20 protein-coding genes are annotated in these 19387 nt (G+C 59.0%); 5 read left to right on the top strand and 15 right to left on the bottom strand.

The features are described from left to right. Nucleotides 1–65: 65 nt before the first annotated feature. The 8 genes from AC2FIS_RS11120 to AC2FIS_RS11085 all read right to left on the bottom strand — a co-directional run bounded on the left by AC2FIS_RS11120 (nt 66) and on the right by AC2FIS_RS11085 (nt 7771). Nucleotides 66–497 carry a cupin domain-containing protein gene (locus AC2FIS_RS11120; protein WP_496773383.1) on the bottom strand — a complete coding sequence of 144 codons (432 nt, stop codon included), beginning with the start codon at nt 495–497 and terminating at the stop codon, nt 66–68. Between the two features lie 40 nt (nt 498–537). After that, a complete protein-coding gene (locus AC2FIS_RS11115) occupies nt 538–1332 on the bottom strand; it encodes a CE1 family esterase (RefSeq protein ID WP_496773382.1) in 795 nt (264 codons plus the stop codon). A gap of 584 nt (nt 1333–1916) precedes the next feature. After that, entirely contained in the window at nt 1917–2990 is a 1074-nt protein-coding gene (gene pheS, locus AC2FIS_RS11110) for a phenylalanine--tRNA ligase subunit alpha (protein WP_282169857.1), read from the bottom strand. A gap of 65 nt (nt 2991–3055) precedes the next feature. Further along, nucleotides 3056–4177 (bottom strand): Hint domain-containing protein, encoded by a 1122-nt coding sequence (locus AC2FIS_RS11105; RefSeq protein WP_496773381.1) that lies wholly within the window; start codon nt 4175–4177, stop codon nt 3056–3058. Between the two features lie 64 nt (nt 4178–4241). Further along, complete coding sequence (locus tag AC2FIS_RS11100) at nt 4242–5612, bottom strand: glutamate--cysteine ligase (protein WP_058273615.1); 1371 nt, start codon at nt 5610–5612, stop codon at nt 4242–4244. 64 nt (nt 5613–5676) lie between these two features. After that, on the bottom strand, nt 5677–6204 hold the full coding sequence (locus AC2FIS_RS11095; protein WP_058273616.1) for a hypothetical protein: 528 nt from the start codon (nt 6202–6204) through the stop codon (nt 5677–5679). Beyond that, nucleotides 6201–7049, bottom strand: coding sequence for a GNAT family N-acetyltransferase (locus AC2FIS_RS11090; RefSeq protein WP_496773379.1), 849 nt, complete (start codon nt 7047–7049; stop codon nt 6201–6203). Before AC2FIS_RS11090 ends, AC2FIS_RS11095 begins: the two co-directional genes overlap by 4 nt. Next, nucleotides 7046–7771 carry a 16S rRNA (uracil(1498)-N(3))-methyltransferase gene (locus tag AC2FIS_RS11085; protein WP_109312972.1) on the bottom strand — a complete coding sequence of 242 codons (726 nt, stop codon included), beginning with the start codon at nt 7769–7771 and terminating at the stop codon, nt 7046–7048. Before AC2FIS_RS11085 ends, AC2FIS_RS11090 begins: the two co-directional genes overlap by 4 nt. A gap of 12 nt (nt 7772–7783) precedes the next feature. On the opposite strand from AC2FIS_RS11085, the gene ubiA reads away from it, so the two are divergent. The 4 genes from ubiA to AC2FIS_RS11065 all read left to right on the top strand — a co-directional run bounded on the left by ubiA (nt 7784) and on the right by AC2FIS_RS11065 (nt 11988). After that, complete coding sequence (gene ubiA, locus AC2FIS_RS11080) at nt 7784–8746, top strand: 4-hydroxybenzoate octaprenyltransferase (RefSeq protein WP_496773377.1); 963 nt, start codon at nt 7784–7786, stop codon at nt 8744–8746. 65 nt (nt 8747–8811) lie between these two features. Beyond that, the gene (locus AC2FIS_RS11075; RefSeq protein ID WP_496773376.1) at nt 8812–10746 is read left to right on the top strand and encodes an OmpA family protein; all 1935 of its coding nucleotides are present in this window, start codon (nt 8812–8814) and stop codon (nt 10744–10746) included. Nucleotide 10747: 1 nt separating this feature from the next. After that, a complete protein-coding gene (locus AC2FIS_RS11070) occupies nt 10748–11068 on the top strand; it encodes a hypothetical protein (RefSeq protein ID WP_058273621.1) in 321 nt (106 codons plus the stop codon). 101 nt (nt 11069–11169) lie between these two features. After that, nucleotides 11170–11988, top strand: a complete 819-nt coding sequence (locus tag AC2FIS_RS11065) for an isocitrate lyase/PEP mutase family protein (protein ID WP_496773375.1) — start codon at nt 11170–11172, stop codon at nt 11986–11988. A 37-nt stretch (nt 11989–12025) separates the two neighbouring features. On the opposite strand, the gene AC2FIS_RS11060 is transcribed toward AC2FIS_RS11065, so the two are convergent. The 3 genes from AC2FIS_RS11060 to pgsA are packed head-to-tail and all read right to left on the bottom strand — an operon-like array spanning nt 12026 to nt 13391. After that, the gene (locus AC2FIS_RS11060) at nt 12026–12469 is read right to left on the bottom strand and encodes a molybdenum cofactor biosynthesis protein MoaE (RefSeq protein WP_496773373.1); all 444 of its coding nucleotides are present in this window, start codon (nt 12467–12469) and stop codon (nt 12026–12028) included. 4 nt (nt 12470–12473) lie between these two features. Next, nucleotides 12474–12719 (bottom strand): molybdopterin converting factor subunit 1, encoded by a 246-nt coding sequence (moaD, locus tag AC2FIS_RS11055; RefSeq protein WP_209224144.1) that lies wholly within the window; start codon nt 12717–12719, stop codon nt 12474–12476. A gap of 3 nt (nt 12720–12722) precedes the next feature. Next, on the bottom strand, nt 12723–13391 hold the full coding sequence (gene pgsA / locus AC2FIS_RS11050; protein WP_496773372.1) for a CDP-diacylglycerol--glycerol-3-phosphate 3-phosphatidyltransferase: 669 nt from the start codon (nt 13389–13391) through the stop codon (nt 12723–12725). 178 nt (nt 13392–13569) lie between these two features. Here pgsA and AC2FIS_RS11045 point away from each other — a divergent pair, with 178 nt between their 5' ends. Continuing rightward, nucleotides 13570–14454, top strand: coding sequence for a DMT family transporter (locus AC2FIS_RS11045; protein WP_496773585.1), 885 nt, complete (start codon nt 13570–13572; stop codon nt 14452–14454). On the opposite strand, the gene uvrC is transcribed toward AC2FIS_RS11045, so the two are convergent. From uvrC to AC2FIS_RS11025, 4 genes are all read right to left on the bottom strand, one after another. Further along, the gene (gene uvrC / locus AC2FIS_RS11040; protein WP_496773371.1) at nt 14451–16325 is read right to left on the bottom strand and encodes an excinuclease ABC subunit UvrC; all 1875 of its coding nucleotides are present in this window, start codon (nt 16323–16325) and stop codon (nt 14451–14453) included. The genes AC2FIS_RS11045 and uvrC overlap by 4 nt on opposite strands. A 290-nt stretch (nt 16326–16615) precedes the next feature. Then, nucleotides 16616–17395 (bottom strand): SDR family oxidoreductase, encoded by a 780-nt coding sequence (locus tag AC2FIS_RS11035; protein ID WP_496773370.1) that lies wholly within the window; start codon nt 17393–17395, stop codon nt 16616–16618. 20 nt (nt 17396–17415) lie between these two features. Continuing rightward, nucleotides 17416–18378: a calcium/sodium antiporter gene (locus AC2FIS_RS11030; protein ID WP_108860676.1), complete on the bottom strand. Its 963-nt coding sequence runs from the start codon at nt 18376–18378 to the stop codon at nt 17416–17418. 168 nt (nt 18379–18546) lie between these two features. Further along, on the bottom strand, nt 18547–19344 hold the full coding sequence (locus AC2FIS_RS11025; RefSeq protein ID WP_282121365.1) for a S49 family peptidase: 798 nt from the start codon (nt 19342–19344) through the stop codon (nt 18547–18549). Nucleotides 19345–19387: the final 43 nt, after the last annotated feature.

The raw sequence follows: 19387 nt of genomic DNA, 5'->3' as shown, positions 1-19387 counted from the left end.
TAGGGTCAGACCGCGTGTAACGGATATTGCGGACAGGGGAAAGAGGGTGCGGGGGGCTTGGGCGCCTACTCTTCCGCGACCGTGTTGGAAACACCATCCGCACCGGCAAACACGGCTAGAATCCGTGCGATATCTTCACCTGAGTTCACCCCTGCATGAGGTGAGCGAAATGCCTCAACCAGCGCATCACCGGTTTTGTAGGTTTTAGTCCCGGCATCCCCGTAATCCACGGTGATTTCACCCTCCAACATGTAAGCCGCCAATGGGGCCTCGTGCCGGTGCCAGCCGGTTTTTTGGCCGGGCTGCATGGTCACGATGGCCATGGTTATCTGCGCCTTGCCTTCGGGGTATTCCAGCGGTTCACCAATCACGGATTTATCCGTCTGCAACAGAACCTCAACTGGCGGATAGGTGTCTCGCGCCAGTTGAGGTGTGGCGGCAAGGATTAGGGCGCTTAGCAGCAAGGTTTTCATCGGGCAGTTCCATTTTCGGATCATTCCGGGCAACCAAGCTGGAAATACCGTGCAAGTCAAATGATCAGGGATATGTCGGCTCACGCCCCAGCAGCTCATCCAACTGCCGTCCGATCCAGCCGTGGGGGATGAAATGCCCACCGGGATGTGTGTCCAGCACCACCTGCCCCTGCGCGCAATCGGTCCATTCCATCCGGCTGAGCGTAAGGATCGGCACGACGCTCCAATCCCCGCCCGGGGTAGCGTCGTGGCAACCATATTTCTGCCGCCACAGCGCCACTGGATAAGTCGTGTCCCCGCCCGGCCCAAAGGGGAAGTCCATCACGGTGTCGCTGGTCCCGTGCACATGGCGCACCTCGGCCGGGGCTTGCGGGCAGTGCTCGGTCTGACGGATCGACCCCGCGACCGCCAGCAAAGCAGCCGTGTCATTGCCCGACTGGCACACATAGCGCCACGCCATCGCACCGCCAAAGGAATAGCCCGAGACATAGATGCCGTCCGGATCAATCGGATAGCGTTTGGCGACGTCCTCAAGCACCCGGTCGGCGAAGGGGACATCGCGCGTGTCCGAGGTCCAGAAATCCCAGCTTTTGCCCAGTCCGTTTGGGGCCACCAGCAACACGCCGCGCAGCTTCGTAGCCCCTGCGATGCGTTCATGGTTCACCACCACCGTCCCCTGCCGCGCCCAGCCGTGAAAATGCAGCAACACCGGCAGAGGCGTTTCGCCATCCCACCCGTCGGGTTCCAGTACATGGTACGAGCGGTCGCCGACCTGACAGGCGGTATCGCCGTGGCATGTATCCACAGCAGTGGCTTGGGTGGCGGTCAGAAGGAGAAGGCAGAGCAGTCGGTAAATCATCTGTCGAACCCTAGCGAGCCTGCGCCCGCTGTCACGTCACAACCCCGTGGGAGGTTGTGACAAGCCGCGCTACAAACTATGAATCCAAAAGCTTCGACGGGCACCACGTCCTACTTACTTGAAGCTGTCTTTAATACGGTCCGGGAGGTCACGGAGCCTCTTCTGGCATGTTGAAGAAGTCAGTTCCCCTGTTTCATAAGGCAAGTGTACTGCAACGACTTGAAACCCGCCTATTCTTTGGCGACTTAGGTTACAGAAGTTGACAGAAATCTCACCTGACTCTCTCGCCATTTCATCAGCGTGCGGTGCAATTTGCTGCGACCAACGCTCTGATTCTTCAAGAACGCTAGAGGGAACATTGACATTTAGGCAGTCAAAAGTTCTGCCATCACTCCCGGCAAAATAGACAACCTGGTTCGATGAAAACCCGTCGGGGAACGCACTTCGGATCTCCGCAACCTGGTCCTGCCAAAGCTCGAAACATAGGTGGTCTTTTTTGACTTGCTCTGCTGTGGAAAGGCTTGGGATTATACCAAGAACAAGCCCAAAAATCAGTTGAGCGGCATAACTCAACGAGTTTTGCTTCACCGCGACAAACCACCATGAAGGTTCGGCATATCCAGCGCTGCAAACCCGTAGTGCCGCAGCCAGCGCAGGTCGCTATCAAAGAACGCCCGCAAATCCGGAATGCCGTATTTCAGCATCGCCAGACGGTCGATGCCGATGCCAAAGGCAAAACCCTGATAGACGTCCGGATCAATCCCACCGGCGGCGATCACCTTGGGATGGACCATGCCAGAGCCCAGAATCTCCATCCAGTCGTCGCCCTCACCGATCTTCAGCTGGCCGTTATCCCAGGAACAGCGGATATCGACCTCGGCCGATGGCTCGGTGAAGGGGAAGTGCGAGGCGCGGAAGCGCAGTTCGACATCGTCGACCTCGAAGAACGCCTTCACGAACTCTTCCAGAACCCATTTCAGGTTCGCCATCGAGATGTCCTTGTCGATGGCCAGCCCCTCGACCTGATGGAACATCGGGGTGTGGGTCTGATCGTAGTCTGCACGGTACACGCCGCCCGGACAAATGATGCGGATCGGCGCGCCCTGTTTCTCCATCGAGCGGATCTGGACTGGCGAAGTATGGGTGCGCAGCACGTGCGGCGGGCGATTGTCGCCCTCGGCACGGTGCATATAGAACGTATCCATCTCGGCCCGCGCGGGGTGGTGGCCGGGGATGTTCAGAGCGTCGAAATTATGCCAGTCGGTCTCAATCCGCGGCCCTTCAGCCACCGAGAAACCCAGTTCGGCAAAGATCGCGGTCAGCTCCTCGGTCGCCTGGCTAACTGGGTGGATCGAGCCCTGACGGCGCGCGCGGGTCGGCAGAGTCACATCCAGCCATTCTGTGCGCAGGCGTTCGTCCAGCGCGGCATCGGCCAAAGCGGCTTTCTTGGCGGACAGGGCCGAGTTGATCTCATCCTTCAGGGCATTCAGCGCGGGGCCAGCGACCTGGCGTTCCTCGGGCGTCATCTTGCCCAACTCACGCATCTTCAGCGCGACTTCGCCCTTTTTGCCGACAGCCGCGACACGGATCGCTTCGAGCGCGTTTTCGTCGCCTGCATCGGCGATCTGACCCAGATATTTTCCCTTAAGATCGTCCATGACGGTTCCCTGAATGCTGTTGAAGCTCTGCTATCACAGCAGTCTGCGAAAGCAAGAGGGGCGGATCAGATCGCCCGCAGCATTGCCACTTGTGGGCCGCACCGGACCGGGCGAACGGTCGGGCCATAGCTTTGCGGCTGATCCAAAAGCTCGGGGAACAGGGCGAACAGCTCGTCCGCGGCTTCGCGGTCAAGACTCGATAGGCCCTGCGCCCCGGGAAAGAAGCTTTCCGAGATCAGGCCAGAGGTCGACACCAGTTGATGCCGGTCAAAGAACAGGTGGACATAATGGACAAGGTCGCAAGGCGCGGATGTGATGGTCGTGTCATTGACCATTGATTTAGCCGCGACAAGGACCTCATCTTCTCCGAACAACAGCTGCGCCTGCCAACCTGCGACCAGCAGACGGTGTTGCGGCGAGACGTAAATGTCCCTTTCTGCCCCCAACGCACTGGAACGGATGCGAACGGGTGCAAACCGACCCCGTCCTGAAACAGTGCGGCCACCGGCCCAGCGAATGATGCAAGCGCCATCGTCCTGCGTCAGCACCAGGTCACCCGGCCCCAGAGTTTCAACCCTGCGCGGGCCGTCTGGCGTGTCGACCAACGTGCCAGCCGCGAAACACGGCGCGCCTGAATCGCCGGGTGAGAGCGGCGCATGTACCAGTGTATCCGGGTTGGGCTGATTGAATTGCAGGGTCGTTGTGGTTTGGTTCGGCCCGACAAGAACCGGCAGATTTTCCGAAGTTTCCCCGGCGGCCAACCCGTTTTGAGCGACGATATCTGTGGTTCCGCCACCGATATCGTAGAAATCAATGACCTCGCCCGTCGACGTATTGGTCAGCGCATAGGCTTCATAGTTGGTAGAGCCACCGCCATTGGGATCGGTCAGCAAGATCGGAAAGAAGTCCGCTGAAATCACAAAGACTTGTTCGTTGTTGTCAGGGTCTGTCGAAACCTGAACCGACGGGTGATCCAGCGGAATTTCGATCCCGACCTGACCATTCGCCTGATAGAAGGACACAGTGAAATTGGCCGGATCCTCATCGGATCTCAGCGCAACCTCTAGGAACTCGGACACACCGCTTTGGGCGGCGTAGGCATTGGAATAATGCAGTTCGCTGATACGGGCCATGACGCCATCACGCTTGGGAATATCCCGCCAATCATACTCGAAGGACCCTGCCACATGGCAAGGTCACATCGCGTTAATTGGCAAATACTCTCCTAAAGGCAACAGACCTAAAAGACGGTCAGTAACTGAAATCGGGATAAATCCGGGTCAGATCGCCGTTCCAGTCGCCGTTATAGTGATCCAGCAATTCATCCGCTGGAACCTTGCCGGTTTCGATACTGTCCTTGAGCGCATTCAGGAAATGCGTCTCATCCGGCACCAACCCACCTGCACCAGGAAAGGCGCGGGATTTCAGGCCGGCTTGGGCGATCGAAACCACCTCACCAGCCAGATCGTGCATGTTGATGTCGCCGACCTGCGCCTGCAAACCGTCCCGGGCCGCGGCTACCCGCAGCTCTTCACGCGTTTCGGCATCCCAGCCTTTGACCAGATCCCAGGCCGCATCCAACGCACCCTGATCATAGGTCAGACCGACCCAGAATGCGGGCAAGGCACACAGGCGCCGCCATGGGCCACCATCGGCCCCGCGCATCTCCATGAACTTCTTGATCCGCGCCTCGGGGAAGGCTGTGGTCAGGTGATCCGCCCAGTCTGACAAAGTCGGCGTTTCGCCCGGCAATGCAGGCAGTTTGCCTTGCAGAAAGTCACGGAAGGACTGGCCCAGCGCGTCGATATACTTGCCGTCGCGATAGACGAAATACATCGGCACATCCAAGGCGTACTCGACCCAAGCCTCGAACCCGAACCCGTCTTCGAACACAAAGGGCAGCATACCGGTGCGCGCATCATCCAGATGACGCCAGATATAGCTGCGCCAGCTTTTCTGGCCGTTGGGTTTCCCCTCAAAAAACGGCGAATTGGCAAACAGTGCGGTTGCCACCGGCTGCAACGCCAGCGCGACGCGCAGTTTCTGCACCATGTCAGCCTCGGATCCAAAGTCGATATTGACCTGAACCGTACACGTCCGGCGCATCATCGACCGGCCCATGGTGCCGACCTTTTCCATGTAGTCATTCATCAGCCGGTAACGCCCCTTGGGCATCAGCGGCATTTCCTCGTGGGTCCAGATCGGGGCGGCCCCAAGGCCGATGAAGCCGACACCGATCTTGTCCGCGATATCCTTCACATCGCGCAGATGCGCGTTCACCTCGTCACAGGTTTCATGAATGGTCTCAAGCGGCGCACCTGACAATTCCAACTGCCCACCGGGTTCCAGCGAGACATTGGCCCCGTCCTTTTCCAACCCGATCAGCTTGCCGGCCTCTTCCACCGGGGCCCAGCCGTGCAGATCGCGCAGCCCCTGCAGCACCGCAAGAATGGAACGCTCACCCTCAAAGGGCAGCGGTTTCAGCGTGTCCTTGCAATAACCGAACTTCTCATGTTCGGTTCCGATACGCCAATCCTGTTTGGGCTTGCAGCCCGATTCCAGATATTCGGCCAGTTGCTCATGGCGTTCGATCGGTCCGCCGCCGGACTGGGGAATGGACATGAACCGTGCTCCGATCCTGATGTGTCTGTCGTTTGGTCAGTCGTGGTCTTAAACCGCGCCAGTGTCAATGCAGCCTCAAATGGGCCGGACGCAGAGGCGTACGTTCCCAAATAACCACAGGATGCGTCGCGCCACCGTTCAGTTCCGACAGCATTTGTTCGGTTTTCAAGCCCGGAAGGGCCGAGAACACATCGAACAGCGCTTCGGCACCTTCAGCATTCACAGGAATGTGAAGCGTCGGCTGCCCCTGTTGATCCAAAATCCAATGCGCCGGGGACGATGTCGGGTCCAGCGCAAGGCGCTCGATTTCACGTGTCGCAACGATGCCGCCTGTCAGCGGTCCTAGATAAGTGATCTGACCTTCATCGATGGTCACCAGACCAGGGCCACCTGCACCGGTTCGGAACCGGGCACGTTGAATGCCAATAACGGCCAGCGCCACCGAGACTGCGATCAGAACCCAGCCCAGCCAACCCAGCAATCCACCTGGTCCGCCGATCCAGCTGAGGCCGACCAACAAGACGACCCCTGCCACCAGCACTTCGCGCCAGCGCCACAGGGCCAGTTTGGCTTCGGGTCGGATGAAACTCATGCCGTGTCCTCGGGGTTTTTGAACAGAATCAGGGAATAGTGGCCTGCTGGCCGGAACCCAATTGCTATATAGGCACGCGCGGCGGCATCGCTAGCAGCAAACAGAACAGCGCGGGTTGCGCCGTTGCTATACGCCTCGCTTAGATGCAGCGCCACTGCCAGTCGCGCGTATCCATGCCCCCGAAGATCGGGCGGCGTGTACACGCCCCCAATCTGGACAACCTCTGGCAAACGCGAGTTGAACCCGGTCATTCCTACCGGCTGGTTATCCATCAACAAGGCCCGATGGGAATCGCGTTCGATATAGGCAGCGATATCTTTTTGTGCCTGAGGTTGCGCGCGTTCGGGGTCAAAGCCCATTGCTTCGATCAGATAGTCTTGCCGCCATCCCACTGTTGTAGATCGGTCCAGTTCATCCAGCGGCACCAGTTTCGCGCCGGTGGCGTCCGGCATGACAAGTCGATTCAGATCCAGCGAGAACCCCGGCTCGTCGCTGTTTAGGGTTGCAGGCCGGTCTTCCCATCCCGCAAGCTGCATGATCCGACCGGCTTGAGCGGCCTCAGCCGCCAGACCGAACAACTTGCGCCCTCGGATCAGGCGAATCGCATGGCTCAGTTCATCATCCGAACATTCGGGGCATTGCGGCAGGACCATACCTTCGTTGGTAATTCCAAAAACCGCCCGCGGGCCATCACCCAATGTCCACAAGTTCACGGCGCGCGGGTCTGAACCGCGCAAGCCGAAATCCCGCAGGTTCGCCAGAGGGAACATGGACGTCTGGATGTGTTCAAACAGGAACCTGTCGATCTTTGGAACGTCTGCGCCTTGCGCTTCTTGCCAGTTCACACCCAGTCTCCCAGCGCCTGCTGCCACATGGTCAGCGCCGCCACGGCAGCCGTATCGGCGCGCAGGATGCGCGGGCCAAGGCTGACCACATGTGAATAAGGCAACGCGGCCAGCCTCGCGCGTTCACGCTCGGAAAAGCCACCTTCGGGGCCGATGAGAATAGCCCAGGGTTGGTCCGTTTCATTGCCAGCCAACCGCAGGGCCGAGCCTACCTCGGCCTCATCGCAGAACATCAGTTGCCGCCCCTCGGGCCAGCTTTCCAAAACGCGATCCAATCGCTGCAGATCAGCCACCTCGGGCACAAATGTTCCACCGCATTGCTCGGTCGCCTCAACGGCGTGCGCCTGCAATCGGTCCTGACGAATGCGTTCCGAATTGGTAAATTCCGTCTGCACCGGCATGATCCGCGCTGCGCCCATTTCCGCTGCCTTTTCAACGATAAAGTCAGTGCGCGCTTTTTTAATCGGCGCGAACAGGAACCACAGATCTGGGGGCAGTTGCAGCGGTTTGGATTGCTCAACGCAGGACAAGACGCCGCCCCGCTTGCCTGCCTCTATTACCTCGGCCAGCCACTCTCCGTCCTGCCCATTGAACAGCGCGACCTGTCCACCGACGGACAGGCGCATGACGCCAAACAGGTAATGGGCCTGCTCGCGCGTCAAAGGAACCGATTGCCCCTGACCCAGAGGGTGCTCTACATACAGTCTGATCTTTGCACTCATGAGACCTTACATATGCAAGGCAATGCCCCAACACCAGACGGTCAGGTTGCCGACGCTGTCAGCGGCAACTGGGTCGATACATATGCGCCCGCTTTCACCCGCCCCTACCTGCGCCTGAGCCGCGCTGACCGGCCCATCGGCACGTGGTTGCTGTTGATTCCCTGCTGGTGGGGATTGGCACTGGCCATCCTCAGCGACGGCACCCCGCGGTGGGAGGATCTGTGGATCGCCATCGGCTGCGCCTTCGGCGCATTTCTGATGCGCGGTGCTGGCTGTACGTGGAACGACATCACCGACCGCGAATTCGATGGTCAGGTCGAACGCACACGGTCCCGCCCAATCCCGTCCGGTCAGGTCAGTGTGCGCCAGGCCGTTATCTGGATGGGGCTGCAATGCCTGCTGGCGCTGATGATTCTGCTCACATTCAACCAAGCTGCAATTGCGATGGGTGTGTTGTCACTGTTGCCAGTGACGATCTATCCATTTGCCAAGCGATTTACATGGTGGCCGCAGGTGTTTCTGGGGCTTGCCTTCAACTGGGGCATCCTGCTGACCTGGGCCGCACACACGGGAACCGTAAACATACCCGCAATCACGCTGTATCTGGCCGGAATCGCGTGGACGCTGTTTTACGACACGATTTACGCCCATCAGGACGCCGAAGATGACGAGCTGATCGGGATCAAGTCCACCGCCCGGCTGTTTGGCACCGACACTGCGCGATGGTTGAAATATTTCCTGGTGGCTACCGTGGCCCTGATGGGACTGGCAATCATTGACGCCGCGACGACCCAGGTATCAATTATTGCCCTGGTGGTGGCCCTTGGCGGGCCTTGGGCGATGGGGTGGCACATGGCATGGCAACTGCGGGGGCTTGATATTGAGGACAACGCCAAACTGCTGCAATTGTTTCGCGCCAACCGCGACACCGGCCTTATTCCGCTGATCTTCCTTTGCGTCGCCTTGTTGCTCTGATTGCACCTTGGCCTAGGCCTCTGTAAGAGTTCTGAACACTCACCCGAGGAGTCGATAGTTCGCACATGCGTCTGCCTTATATCTTCGTCGTTGCCTTTGTCTTCCTTGCGTCCGCTGGGCTGTCCTTGCTGGCCGCAAGCTTTGCCGTAACAAAGGTCGAAGAAGCCTCGGAATTCGCCGTGCGGCGTGCGCTGGACCTGAAAGGCCATAACTGGGCCGAGGTCCAGTCAGACGGGCTGCGGGTGGTTCTGACCGGCACTGCCACGGATGAGGCAACACGATTTAACGCCCTGACGGCAGCGGGGACCGAGGTCGACACCTCGCGCGTGATTGATGACATGGAGGTCGCGCCCTCGACGCAGCTGGCCTCCCCACGCTTTTCAGCCGAAATTCTGCGCAATGACAGCGGTATCTCGGTAATTGGCCTTATCCCGGCCAGCGAAGACCGCGACGCTCTGACGAAAAGATTGAGCTCGCTGAATGACGGGCCGATATCCGATTTGCTGGAAACCGCCGACTATCCAAAGCCCAAAGGCTGGGACGATGCGATCGCCTATGCCGTTGAGGCGCTGGCCCGACTGCCGCGGGCAAAAATCTCGGCCAGCCCCGGGCTTGTAAAGGTGACGGCAATTGCCGACAGCCAGCAGGAAAAAGAGCGGCTGGAGCAAGAACTGACGCGCGCGGCACCACCCAGCCTGCGCATTGGCTTGTCCATTTCCGCACCGCGCCCGGTCATTACACCTTTCACCCTGCGTTACCTGATCGACGAAAATGGCGGGCAATTCGACGCCTGTTCAGCCCAGGATGAAAAGGCGCGGGACCGGATCGTCGCAGCCGCACAGGATGCTGGTCTGACCGGGCCTTATTCCTGCACCATCGGTCTGGGTGAACCCTCGCCTCGCTGGCCCGACGCCGCCGTGTTGAGCATTCGGGCGCTGTCGGAAATCGGCCAGGGTACGGTGACCTTGTCAGATGCGGATATCACTTTGGTCGCGGCCGAAGGCACTGGCGCCGCGCGGTTTGATCAGGTGATCGGTGAACTGGAAAACGCACTGCCCGAGGTCTTTGCCCTGCACGCGGTTCTGCCAGAACCCGAAACGGAAAACCAATCCGGCCCGCCCGAATTCTCAGCAACACGAAGTCCCGAAGGCCTGGTGCAAATGCGCGGCCGGCTGGGGGATGAAACCCAGCGCGACATGGTCGACAGCTATGCCCGTGCAGCCTTTGGTTATGAACACGTCCATACCGCAACCCGCGTGGCCCCTGACCTGCCTGCTGATTGGCCCATTCGCGTCCTCAGTGGGCTTGAAGCGTTGTCGCAACTGCACAATGGCGCGCTGACCGTGACACCGGACGAAGTGGTTCTGAACGGCATCAGCCACGATCCCAAAACCCGGGCCTATATTTCGGGGCTTTTGTCGGAAAAACTGGGCGAGGCGCAAGATTTCAGCCTGTCGATCACCTATCAAAAGCCACCCGAGCCCGCAGACAAGCTGCCCGACCCGGATGTTTGCGAAGAGCGCATCGCCGAAGTTCAGGCGGGTTCGAAAATCGCCTTTGAACCGGGTTCTGCCACGGTCGCCGCCGAGTCGCGCGATACGGTTAATCAGATCGCCGACATCCTGCGGGAATGCGGACCCATCCGGCTGGAGATTCAGGGCCACACTGACAGCCAGGGCCGTGAAGAGATGAACCAGCAGCTCAGCCAATCACGGGCACAATCCATCCTCAATGAGCTGCGCGCGCGGCGCGTGCCCACAGCCAGCTTTACCGCCTTGGGCTATGGTGAAACCCAGCCAATCGCCGACAATGACACCGAAAACGGGCGCGAAGAAAACAGACGTATCGAATTCCGCCTGATCCGGCCCGAATCCACTGCCGAATCTCAAACGGCGCTGGAAGCGATGGAAGACGAAGCAGAGACGTCACAAGACGCAGAGCCAGAGGCCGAAGCCGCGGAAACGGATGCGGAAACCGACTCGGGCGCAGGGGACCAGTAAGTTGAACAGAATCGAATTCATTATCGCGACCGCCGTCATATTGTTTGCCGCCTTTTGCATGGGGTGGTTCGCCAATTGGCTGGCCCATCGCCTGTCACGTGTCCGCCAAAGCGACGTCGCCGATCTGGACCGCATGAGCCAGGAGCTGCACGAGGCAGAGGAAACCCGCGACCAGGCGATCACCTATCTGCAGCAGCGCGAGGCCGAGCTGACCAACCAGCTGACCCAGACCGAGGCAGAACTGGCCGCCGCCATGGACGGCCTACGCGCGGCGCGGCAAGAGGCCGAAGAATTGCGTGGGCGTATCAACAACGCGGATTAAGGGAGCTATCCCTATCAGGGCAGGCTTGACCGGGAAGCTGTATTTTTCGCTCTCACTTCAGTCTGGTTGCTGTAGGGTCGTCACCAACACGGGGACGTTCAATGTCAAATCAAACAGACAAATTCGAGCAATTCAAAAGCCTGCATTTTGGGTCTGAGGCTTTTGTTATACCCAACGCCTGGGACGCAGGCTCGGCGCGGTTGCTGTGCAATTTGGGCTTTGACGCATTGGCAACAACCAGTGCTGGCTTTGCGTTCTCAAAAGGGAAACGTGACTCTTTTGCTGACCTGAGCAGGGATGAGCTTCTGGATAATGCTTCGGACATCGTCGAAGCGGTTCCTTTGCCTGTTTCCGCCGATCTCGAGGCAGGCTTTGGGCATGAACCCGAAGCCTGTGCCCTGACTATACGCATGGCAGCGGAAATCGGTCTGGTTGGCGGATCAATAGAAGACGCGACAGGCGATCCCGATGCCCCGATCTATGACCTGCACCAGGCGGTTGACCGTATTCAGGCTGCGGCGGAAGCCGCTGTCGGTTTGCCGTTCCTGTTGACCGCACGAGCAGAAAACTACCTTTGGGGCCGCACGGAACTGGGCGATACAATCAAACGGTTGCAGCTGTTTTCGGAAGTAGGCGCAGCCGTACTCTACGCACCCGGATTACCGGACTTGGACGCGATCAGAACCGTGTGCCGCGAGGTCGACAAACCGGTGAATGTGGTGATGGGTCTGAGCGGCCCTGTCTATTCCGTATCCGAGCTGTCCGACGCAGGCGTTCGGCGGGTCAGCGTAGGCGGGTCATTCGCACGTGCCGCGTTTGGCGCGTTGAAACGGGCTGCCGACGAAGTGAAATCCAGTGGGACATTCAGCTATTCGGCTGATGCGATCTCTGGTGACGAACTTGGCAGGCTTTTGAGCTAAGTTTGGCTGGGTCCAGCTTTGTGCCCGGATGACAGGGTCACCACCGCGTCAACGCATCTTCATCCTCATCCTTGGCTGCGACCCATTCCGCGCCGGATGTGGTGATTTCCTTTTTCCAGAACGGGGCGCGGGATTTCAGGTAATCCATCAGGTATTCTGCCGCCTCAAACGCATCCTTGCGGTGCCGCGCGGCAGTGGCCACCATCATGATCCGGTCCCCCGGAGCCAGACGTCCGTGGCGGTGGATCACCAAAACATCGCCCAACGACCAGCGCTGCTGTGCCTCTTCGGCGATTTTGGTTAGCGCGCGTTCGGTCATGCCGGGGTAATGCTCGATCTCCATCACATCCAGATCACCGGATGCCAGATCGCGAACCACGCCGGTAAAGGTCACGATGGCGCCGTTGGCATCGTCTCTAGCGGCGAAGGTATTGGCTTCGGCCCCAAGATCAAATTCTTCTTCTTGAACCGCGATGCGCATGGTGTCAGCCGCCGGTCATCGGCGGGAAAAAAGCTACTTCGCGCACGCCGGCAAGCGATGCGTCAAAATCGGACAGTTCCTGATCCAGTGCCACGCGCAGTGCGGACAGGTCCGCAAATGCGGCAGCATAGCGGTCTTCACGCGCGCTCAGCTCGGCCACCAGATCGGATACGGTCGCGGCCTCGGTCTCAATCCGTTCTTTCGGCAGGCCGATCCGTTCACGCACCCAGGCAAAATACAGCACGTCCATCCCTTAGCTCTCCTTCAGGTGGGGCATGGCTTTACGTAGGTAGTCATAGCCGGTGATCAATGTCAGCGCCGCCGCGATCCACAGCAGCCACAACCCGATCCGGCCAGACCAGAACATCGCCTCAAGGTGCCAGCGCATATGATTCAGGTCTTCCAGCTGACCCGTCAGGACCATATCCATCGTTTCGGCATCCATCCCGAACGTGGCCATCACAAAATTGTGCTCGAAAATCCCCTGCGAAAACAGAACCGCGATCGCCACCATCTGAGCGGTCGTTTTCCATTTCGCCAGCTTGGTCACCTTGAGCGTTCCGGCTGTATCGCCCAGATATTCACGCAGGCCCGAGACAAACACCTCGCGGAATAGGATGACCGTCGCTGGCAGCACCAACCAGGGCGTCCAGTGCTCAGCGGAGTAACCCACAAGGATCATCAGCGCAATCACCACCATCGCCTTATCCGCAATCGGGTCCAGCATGGCGCCGATCTTGGTTTCCTGTTTCCACGCTCGCGCCAAATATCCGTCAAACCAGTCGGTAATGGCTGCCGTCAGAAACAGGATCAGCGCAAACCAGTCTGCATAGGGTCTGGTGAAATACAGAAACATTACGGCCAGACCGGGCGCGGCCACCAGGCGCAGGACGGTCAGGATATTCGGCAGGTTCCACTTCATGAAGCAGACCCTACATCGCCGACCGGGGACAGGAAAGACGGGGCGGAAAAAAACTGTACCGATCACAGAGACTTGGTCAAAGCGCCGCAGTCCGGCACGACGCCGGTTATTGACCTTGGCCCCGGGCCGGATTGTCGGCAGAGTGCAGCTGACCAAGCCCAATGGCAAAGACGACCCGATGACCCCGAATATTGAGACCGACGCGCGCGCCAACCTGATCGGTAGCGCATGGATGATCGGCGCGATGGCATGTTTCGCACTGGAAGACGCTCTGCTGAAAGCGGCGGCGGTTGCCTTGCCCGTCTGGCAAATTCTTGTCCTGTTCGGATTGGGTGGCTCGGTCATCTTTGCCTGTGTCGCCATGGCACGTGGCACGCGGCTGCTGCAGCCGGATGTGCTGTCGCCTGCAATGAAGATCCGCGCGGTGTTCGAAATCCTAGGGCGGCTGTTCTACGTTCTGGCCATCACACTGACGCCCTTGTCATCAGCAACTGTTATCCTGCAGGCCACCCCGCTTGTGGTCGTCGCCTGTGCCGCGCTTCTATTCGGAGAGACCGTTGGTTGGCGGCGGTGGAGCGCCATTCTCGTTGGCCTGATCGGCGTTGTGATCATCATCCAACCAACTGGGGACAGTTTCACCATCTTGTCCCTTCTGGCCGTGCTGGGGATGTTGGGATTTGCCGGCCGTGATCTGGCCAGTCGGGTCGCACCCGCTAGCCTTGGAACCGAAGTTTTAGGGTTCTACGGCTTTGTCAGCGTGATTGTCGCTGGGTTTGCCTACAGCTTTTGGGAACAGGCCCCCATCGCGCCTGTGCCGTTGCTCACAAGCCTGCATATCGCCGGAGCTGTGGGCCTTGGCGCAATCGCATACACATCCCTGATGAAGGCCATGCGAACCGGAGAGGTGTCCGCCGTCACGCCCTTCCGCTATTCCCGCCTGCTGTTCGGTGTTGCCCTGGGCGTGATCTTTTTCGGCGAGGATCTGGACCAGACAATGTGGATCGGTAGTGGTCTGATCGTGGCCTCCGGCCTCTACATCCTGTGGCGCGGGCGCAAGGTCTAGCCCTTGTCGTGGAAGAAATCATAAACTTTCTGCGCCAACCCGGCTGAGATCCCCTCGACCGCTTTCAAATCCGCCAGATTGGCCCGGCTAACAGCCTTGGCACTGCCGAAATGCGCCAGCAATGCCCGTTTGCGCGCAGCACCAACTCCGGGGACTTCGTCCAACGGCGTCGCGCCGACCGCTTTGGCACGTTTGGCACGGTGAGTGCCGATTGCAAACCGGTGCGCCTCGTCCCGCAGACGCTGAATAAAATACAGCACCGGGTCATTGCGTTTTAAGGCAAAGGGGCGCTGGCCGGTACGATAGAACTCTTCCTTGCCGTGATCGCGATCAACGCCCTTTGCAACACCGACCATAGGGATATCTTCGACCCCATGTTCAACCATGATCTCGCGCACAGCACTCACCTGCCCCGCGCCGCCATCGATCAGTAACAGGTCGGGCCACATCCCCTTGTCACGATCCGGATCCTCTTTTTGCAGGCGAGTAAAGCGGCGGGTCAGAACCTCTTTCATCATGCCAAAGTCGTCACCGGGGGTCAGGTCATCACCCCGAATGTTGAACTTTCGATAGGCGTTTTTCATGTACCCTTCTGGGCCTGCCACGATCATCCCACCAACGGCGTTGGTGCCCTGGATATGAGAGTTATCGTAAACCTCAATCCGGTTCGGCGGGCTGTCCAGATCAAACGCTTCGGCCACGCCACGTAACAGCTTGGCCTGCGTGGCGCTTTCCGACATCCGACGGGCCAGGGATTCCCGCGCGTTGCGCAAGGCCCCTGCAATCAGTTCTTGTTTCTCGCCGCGCTGAGGCACTAGGATTTCGACCTTGCGACCTGCCTTCTCGCTCAGCGCCTCGTGCATTAGATCGGCATTTTCGACGGCGTCCGACAGGATCAGCTGCCGGGGCGGTTCCTTGTTGTCGTAGAACTGGCCAAGAAACGCCTCCATCACCTCTGCTGCGGACACATCCGCACCGACACGAGGATAGAAATCTTTGTTCCCCCAGTTCTGATTTGCGCGGATAAAGAACACCTGAACACAAGCCTGCCCACTGTCCATATAGAGGCCGATTACATCCGCCTCAGCCACGCCGCGCGGATTGATACCCTGGGACGTCTGCACCTGCGTCAGCGCCCGGATGCGATCTCGTAGCCCGGCGGCGCGTTCGAACTCCATCGCCTCGGACGCGGCCATCATCTGTTCGGCCAGCTCCTCTTGCACTTTGGTCGACCGCCCCGACAGGAACCGCTCGGCATCTTTGACGCTTTCGCCGTATTCATCTTCCGAGATCAGGCCAACGCATGGCCCCGAGCACCGCTTGATCTGATAAAGCAGACAGGGCCGCGTGCGGCCGTCAAACATGGAATCCGAGCAGTTGCGCAGCAGAAACGCCTTTTGCAGCTGGTTCAACGTTCGATTGACCGCGCCAGCACTGGCGAAGGGGCCAAAATAGGTCCCCTTCTCTTTCTTCGCGCCACGGTGTTTTTTGATCTGCGGAAAGGCATGGTCCTTGGCGACCAGAATATTGGGAAAACTTTTATCGTCCCGCAGCAGCACGTTGTACTTGGGCTTGAGCTGCTTGATCAGGTTCTGCTCAAGCAGCAGCGCCTCGGTCTCGGTCCGCGTTGTCAGGAACATCATCGAGGCTGTCGCCGCGATCATCCGCTCAATCCGCCCCGAATGTCCCGGCCGCGCATAGTTCGACACCCGCGCTTTAAGGTTGCGCGCCTTGCCGACGTACAGCACCCGGCTGTCCGCATCCAACATCCGATACACACCGGGTGAGCTGTCCAGCGTCTTCACATACCGCAAAATGCAGGCATAGCCGGTCAATTGAGTGTCAGGGGTCGAGTCGCTGTCTGTTGTCATTTGCCTGAGATATGATTCTCTGACCATGGCTGCAATCTTGTGGCCCCCAGATCAAGAGAAAACAAATCCACGGTTTCTGTGGATAAGTGTGAAGATAAGTTTCTGGGCGTGGCGAATTTCCCTTGATTCATTAAGGAATCCTTGATTTGCACAAAAAATAAGCAAATATTTAACTCATTGTTTTCATTGTATATAATTTCATTCACAAGGCAAGTGTATGAAAAAAAAGACATTTTTGTAACGCGAAGGTAACAGAACCGAGAGCGGTGCAAAACTTGCAGCAGTTTTACTTATTCAAGCCCCAGAACATCCGGTGTTTTCCACCCCAGATGCTGCCCCCCGTCGACGCACAATAGTTGGCCTGTGACCGCATGCGCATCCAGGAAATAACCCAATGCCGCGGTGATATCGGATGGGTTTGACCCGCGCTCCAGCACCGTGTTCGCGCGCTGCGCATTGAAGTGTTCTTGGCTTTGCCGATGACCTTGCATCGTTGGACCAGGCCCGATCGCGTTAACCCGGATTGCTGGCGAAAGCGCCTGCGCCGAGGTGCGCGTCAAGGCCCAAAGACCCATCTTGGCAATCGTATAGGTCATGAACTCTGGCGTGAGCTTGCGCACTCGCATATCCACCATGTTCACGATCAGCCCGGTGGCAACAGGCTCACCCGCCTCGTCCGTGCCCGGCTGCAGCCCCTGCTCGGCCATGGCCTGCGTAAGTACGAAAGGCGCGCGCAGGTTGCTGTCGAGGTGTCGGTCCCAGCTTTGCCGCGTGGCGGACTGAAGGCTGTCGTATTCAAAGATCGATGCGTTGTTCACCAGACAGGTGATTGGTCCGCCTAACGCCTCTGCCGCACGGGGCAGCAAGGTAAGAACCTGCGCCTCATCCAGCAGATCGGCGTGCAAGGCGACCGCGTTCCGCCCAAGCGCCTGCACCTCGGCCACGGTCTCGGAGGCAGGTTGTTCAGACGTCGCATAGTGCACTGCGACGTCATATCCCCGCTTTGCCAGATACAGGGCCATTGCCCGACCAAGACGAATACCTGCACCGGTCACCAACGCTCGGGCCATGGATTTCCCCTATCTTCAGGTCACGCCAGCAGCGAGACGATGTAGACCGCATACAGTAGCGTCAACACCAGACCCCAGCCGCGCGTGATATCTTGTTTCAAGAACACGAACGGGATCAACAGAAGCGATGCGCCCAGCATGACCCACAGATCGAAACGCAGGAATTCCGGGTCCACCGGGATACGTCCAAACAACGTGGCGATACCGACGATGGCCAAAAGGTTGAACATGTTCGACCCGATCACGTTGCCCAAGGCGACATCCGCCTGTCTGCGCAAGGCCGCCATGACGGTCGTGGCCAGTTCCGGCAGGGATGTCCCCACCGCGATCAGAGTCAGACCAATAATCGTTTCGCTGACGCCATATGTGCGGGCAATGATCGTGGCGTTGTCGACCAGTAGATGCGCACCCATCGGCAGGCCAATCAGGCCCAGGACCAGATAGATCGATAGTTTCCAATAGGGCATGTCCGGGTCGGCCTCTTCCAGACCTTCCAGCTCATCCTCTTCCGCACAGGCTTCGCCGCAGGCTTTGCGATGCGCGCGCGCATCGCGGAACGCGTTAAGCAGGACCAATCCCAAAGCAGCCAGCAAGATCGCACCACTGGCCATGTTGAACACGCCGCAAAATGCCAGGCCGATGAACAGCACCGTGGCCAGCAGCATGAACACATAATTTCTTCGGGTGTTGCATTCGCTGGTGTGCAGCGTGGCAAGCAAGGCTGGCAGACCCAGAACCAGCAAGATGTTTGCTGTATTCGACCCGACCACGTTACCCAGCGCAATCCCCGGCGCGTTTTCCTTGATCGCACTGATCGCGATTAACAGCTCAGGGGCCGAGGTGCCAAAGGCCACAATGGTCAGGCTGACAATCAGGGCCGGTACACCCAGGCGCAGGCTCAGGTTCACTGCACCGCGGACCAGAGCATCACCTGCGAGAAGCAAGATCAGCAAGCCGAGGCCGGATAACAGCCATGCCGTCATGTACGGCCTCCTTTTTCGCAGGAGCAAGGCCCCTTACCGATACTGAACCGTCCACAGCGCGGGCATCTTGCAGATTGCAACTTCTTCTGCCCCGGAAATCGCAGCTTGCCGAACATCGCCAAGACACCCATGGCAATCAGGAAAAGGGTGACAATCTTGACAATCACGTCACAAACCAAAGCGCGCGTAAGCCGCCCGCTCCTCAATTCCGGTTATGGCGTCCTGGGCAAGTGTGGCCCCGAACCGCGACCAGAACGGTTTGCGCAGGCCATAGCGGCGGAACTTCACCTTGTCGCCGAACCGCTCCTGCATTTTCGGCCTCAGGTGCGCGACGCCGTCAATCAGGCCCAGTTCCTGCGCACGTCTGGCAAGCCAGACCTCGCCCGTGAACAGATCCGCACTTTGATCCAGTTTGTCACCGCGGCGGGCTTTGACATGGTCAATGAAGTTCGCGTGGATATCACCCAGCAAGCCTTGCAGCCGCGCGACATCTTCTTCTTTTTCCGGCGAAAACGGGTCGAGCATTGATTTTGATTTGCCTGCCGTATGTACGCGCCGCTCGATGCCTTGCCGCGCCAGAAGGACATGCGCGCCAAACCCAGCCGAAATCACACCGATCGACCCCAGGACCGAGCTGTCATCCGCCCAGATTTCGTCGGCGGCAGCGGCCAGCCAGTAGCCGCCAGACGCTGCAACGTCTTCTACGAAGGCGATAACGGGGATCTCAAGCTCTTCCGACAGCCGCCGGATTCGCGACCCTATCAGAGAGCTTTGCACCGGCGATCCACCGGGCGAGTTGATCTCAAGCGCCACGGCCGCAGGTTTACCTTTGCGAAACGCCTTTTCCAGAACGGGGGCCAGCGCGGTGTCGTTCAACGATCCACGCCCCGCCATTCCGATGGCGCCGGACAGGCGAACCACGGCCACGAGAGGCTGCTTTTTGACAAATGGCAGGCTGAGCTTCATGGGTGCCGATGTAGAGTGCGGCCGGGCCCTAAACAAGGGACCG

The sequence above is a fragment of the Ruegeria sp. CDSB113 genome (genome assembly GCF_059611045.1).
Note: the sequence above shows the minus strand (reverse complement) of the source record. Positions and strands in the feature narration are given on the sequence as shown.

Excerpts from the sequence above, each read along its gene's own strand:
- AC2FIS_RS11120 (WP_496773383.1), bottom strand. The coding sequence starts at position 497 with ATGATCCGAAAATGGAACTGCCCGATGAAAACCTTGCTGCTAAGCGCC.
- AC2FIS_RS11115 (WP_496773382.1), bottom strand. The coding sequence starts at position 1,332 with ATGATTTACCGACTGCTCTGCCTTCTCCTTCTGACCGCCACCCAAGCC.
- AC2FIS_RS11065 (WP_496773375.1), top strand. The coding sequence starts at position 11,170 with ATGTCAAATCAAACAGACAAATTCGAGCAATTCAAAAGCCTGCATTTT.
- AC2FIS_RS11025 (WP_282121365.1), bottom strand. The coding sequence starts at position 19,344 with ATGAAGCTCAGCCTGCCATTTGTCAAAAAGCAGCCTCTCGTGGCCGTG.
- AC2FIS_RS11095 (WP_058273616.1), bottom strand. The coding sequence starts at position 6,204 with ATGAGTTTCATCCGACCCGAAGCCAAACTGGCCCTGTGGCGCTGGCGC.
- AC2FIS_RS11030 (WP_108860676.1), bottom strand. The coding sequence starts at position 18,378 with ATGACGGCATGGCTGTTATCCGGCCTCGGCTTGCTGATCTTGCTTCTC.
- AC2FIS_RS11085 (WP_109312972.1), bottom strand. The coding sequence starts at position 7,771 with ATGAGTGCAAAGATCAGACTGTATGTAGAGCACCCTCTGGGTCAGGGG.
- AC2FIS_RS11045 (WP_496773585.1), top strand. The coding sequence starts at position 13,570 with ATGACCCCGAATATTGAGACCGACGCGCGCGCCAACCTGATCGGTAGC.
- AC2FIS_RS11035 (WP_496773370.1), bottom strand. The coding sequence starts at position 17,395 with ATGGCCCGAGCGTTGGTGACCGGTGCAGGTATTCGTCTTGGTCGGGCA.
- AC2FIS_RS11100 (WP_058273615.1), bottom strand. The coding sequence starts at position 5,612 with ATGTCCATTCCCCAGTCCGGCGGCGGACCGATCGAACGCCATGAGCAA.
- AC2FIS_RS11060 (WP_496773373.1), bottom strand. The coding sequence starts at position 12,469 with ATGCGCATCGCGGTTCAAGAAGAAGAATTTGATCTTGGGGCCGAAGCC.
- pheS (WP_282169857.1), bottom strand. The coding sequence starts at position 2,990 with ATGGACGATCTTAAGGGAAAATATCTGGGTCAGATCGCCGATGCAGGC.
- ubiA (WP_496773377.1), top strand. The coding sequence starts at position 7,784 with ATGCAAGGCAATGCCCCAACACCAGACGGTCAGGTTGCCGACGCTGTC.
- moaD (WP_209224144.1), bottom strand. The coding sequence starts at position 12,719 with ATGGACGTGCTGTATTTTGCCTGGGTGCGTGAACGGATCGGCCTGCCG.
- uvrC (WP_496773371.1), bottom strand. The coding sequence starts at position 16,325 with ATGACAACAGACAGCGACTCGACCCCTGACACTCAATTGACCGGCTAT.
- AC2FIS_RS11075 (WP_496773376.1), top strand. The coding sequence starts at position 8,812 with ATGCGTCTGCCTTATATCTTCGTCGTTGCCTTTGTCTTCCTTGCGTCC.
- pgsA (WP_496773372.1), bottom strand. The coding sequence starts at position 13,391 with ATGAAGTGGAACCTGCCGAATATCCTGACCGTCCTGCGCCTGGTGGCC.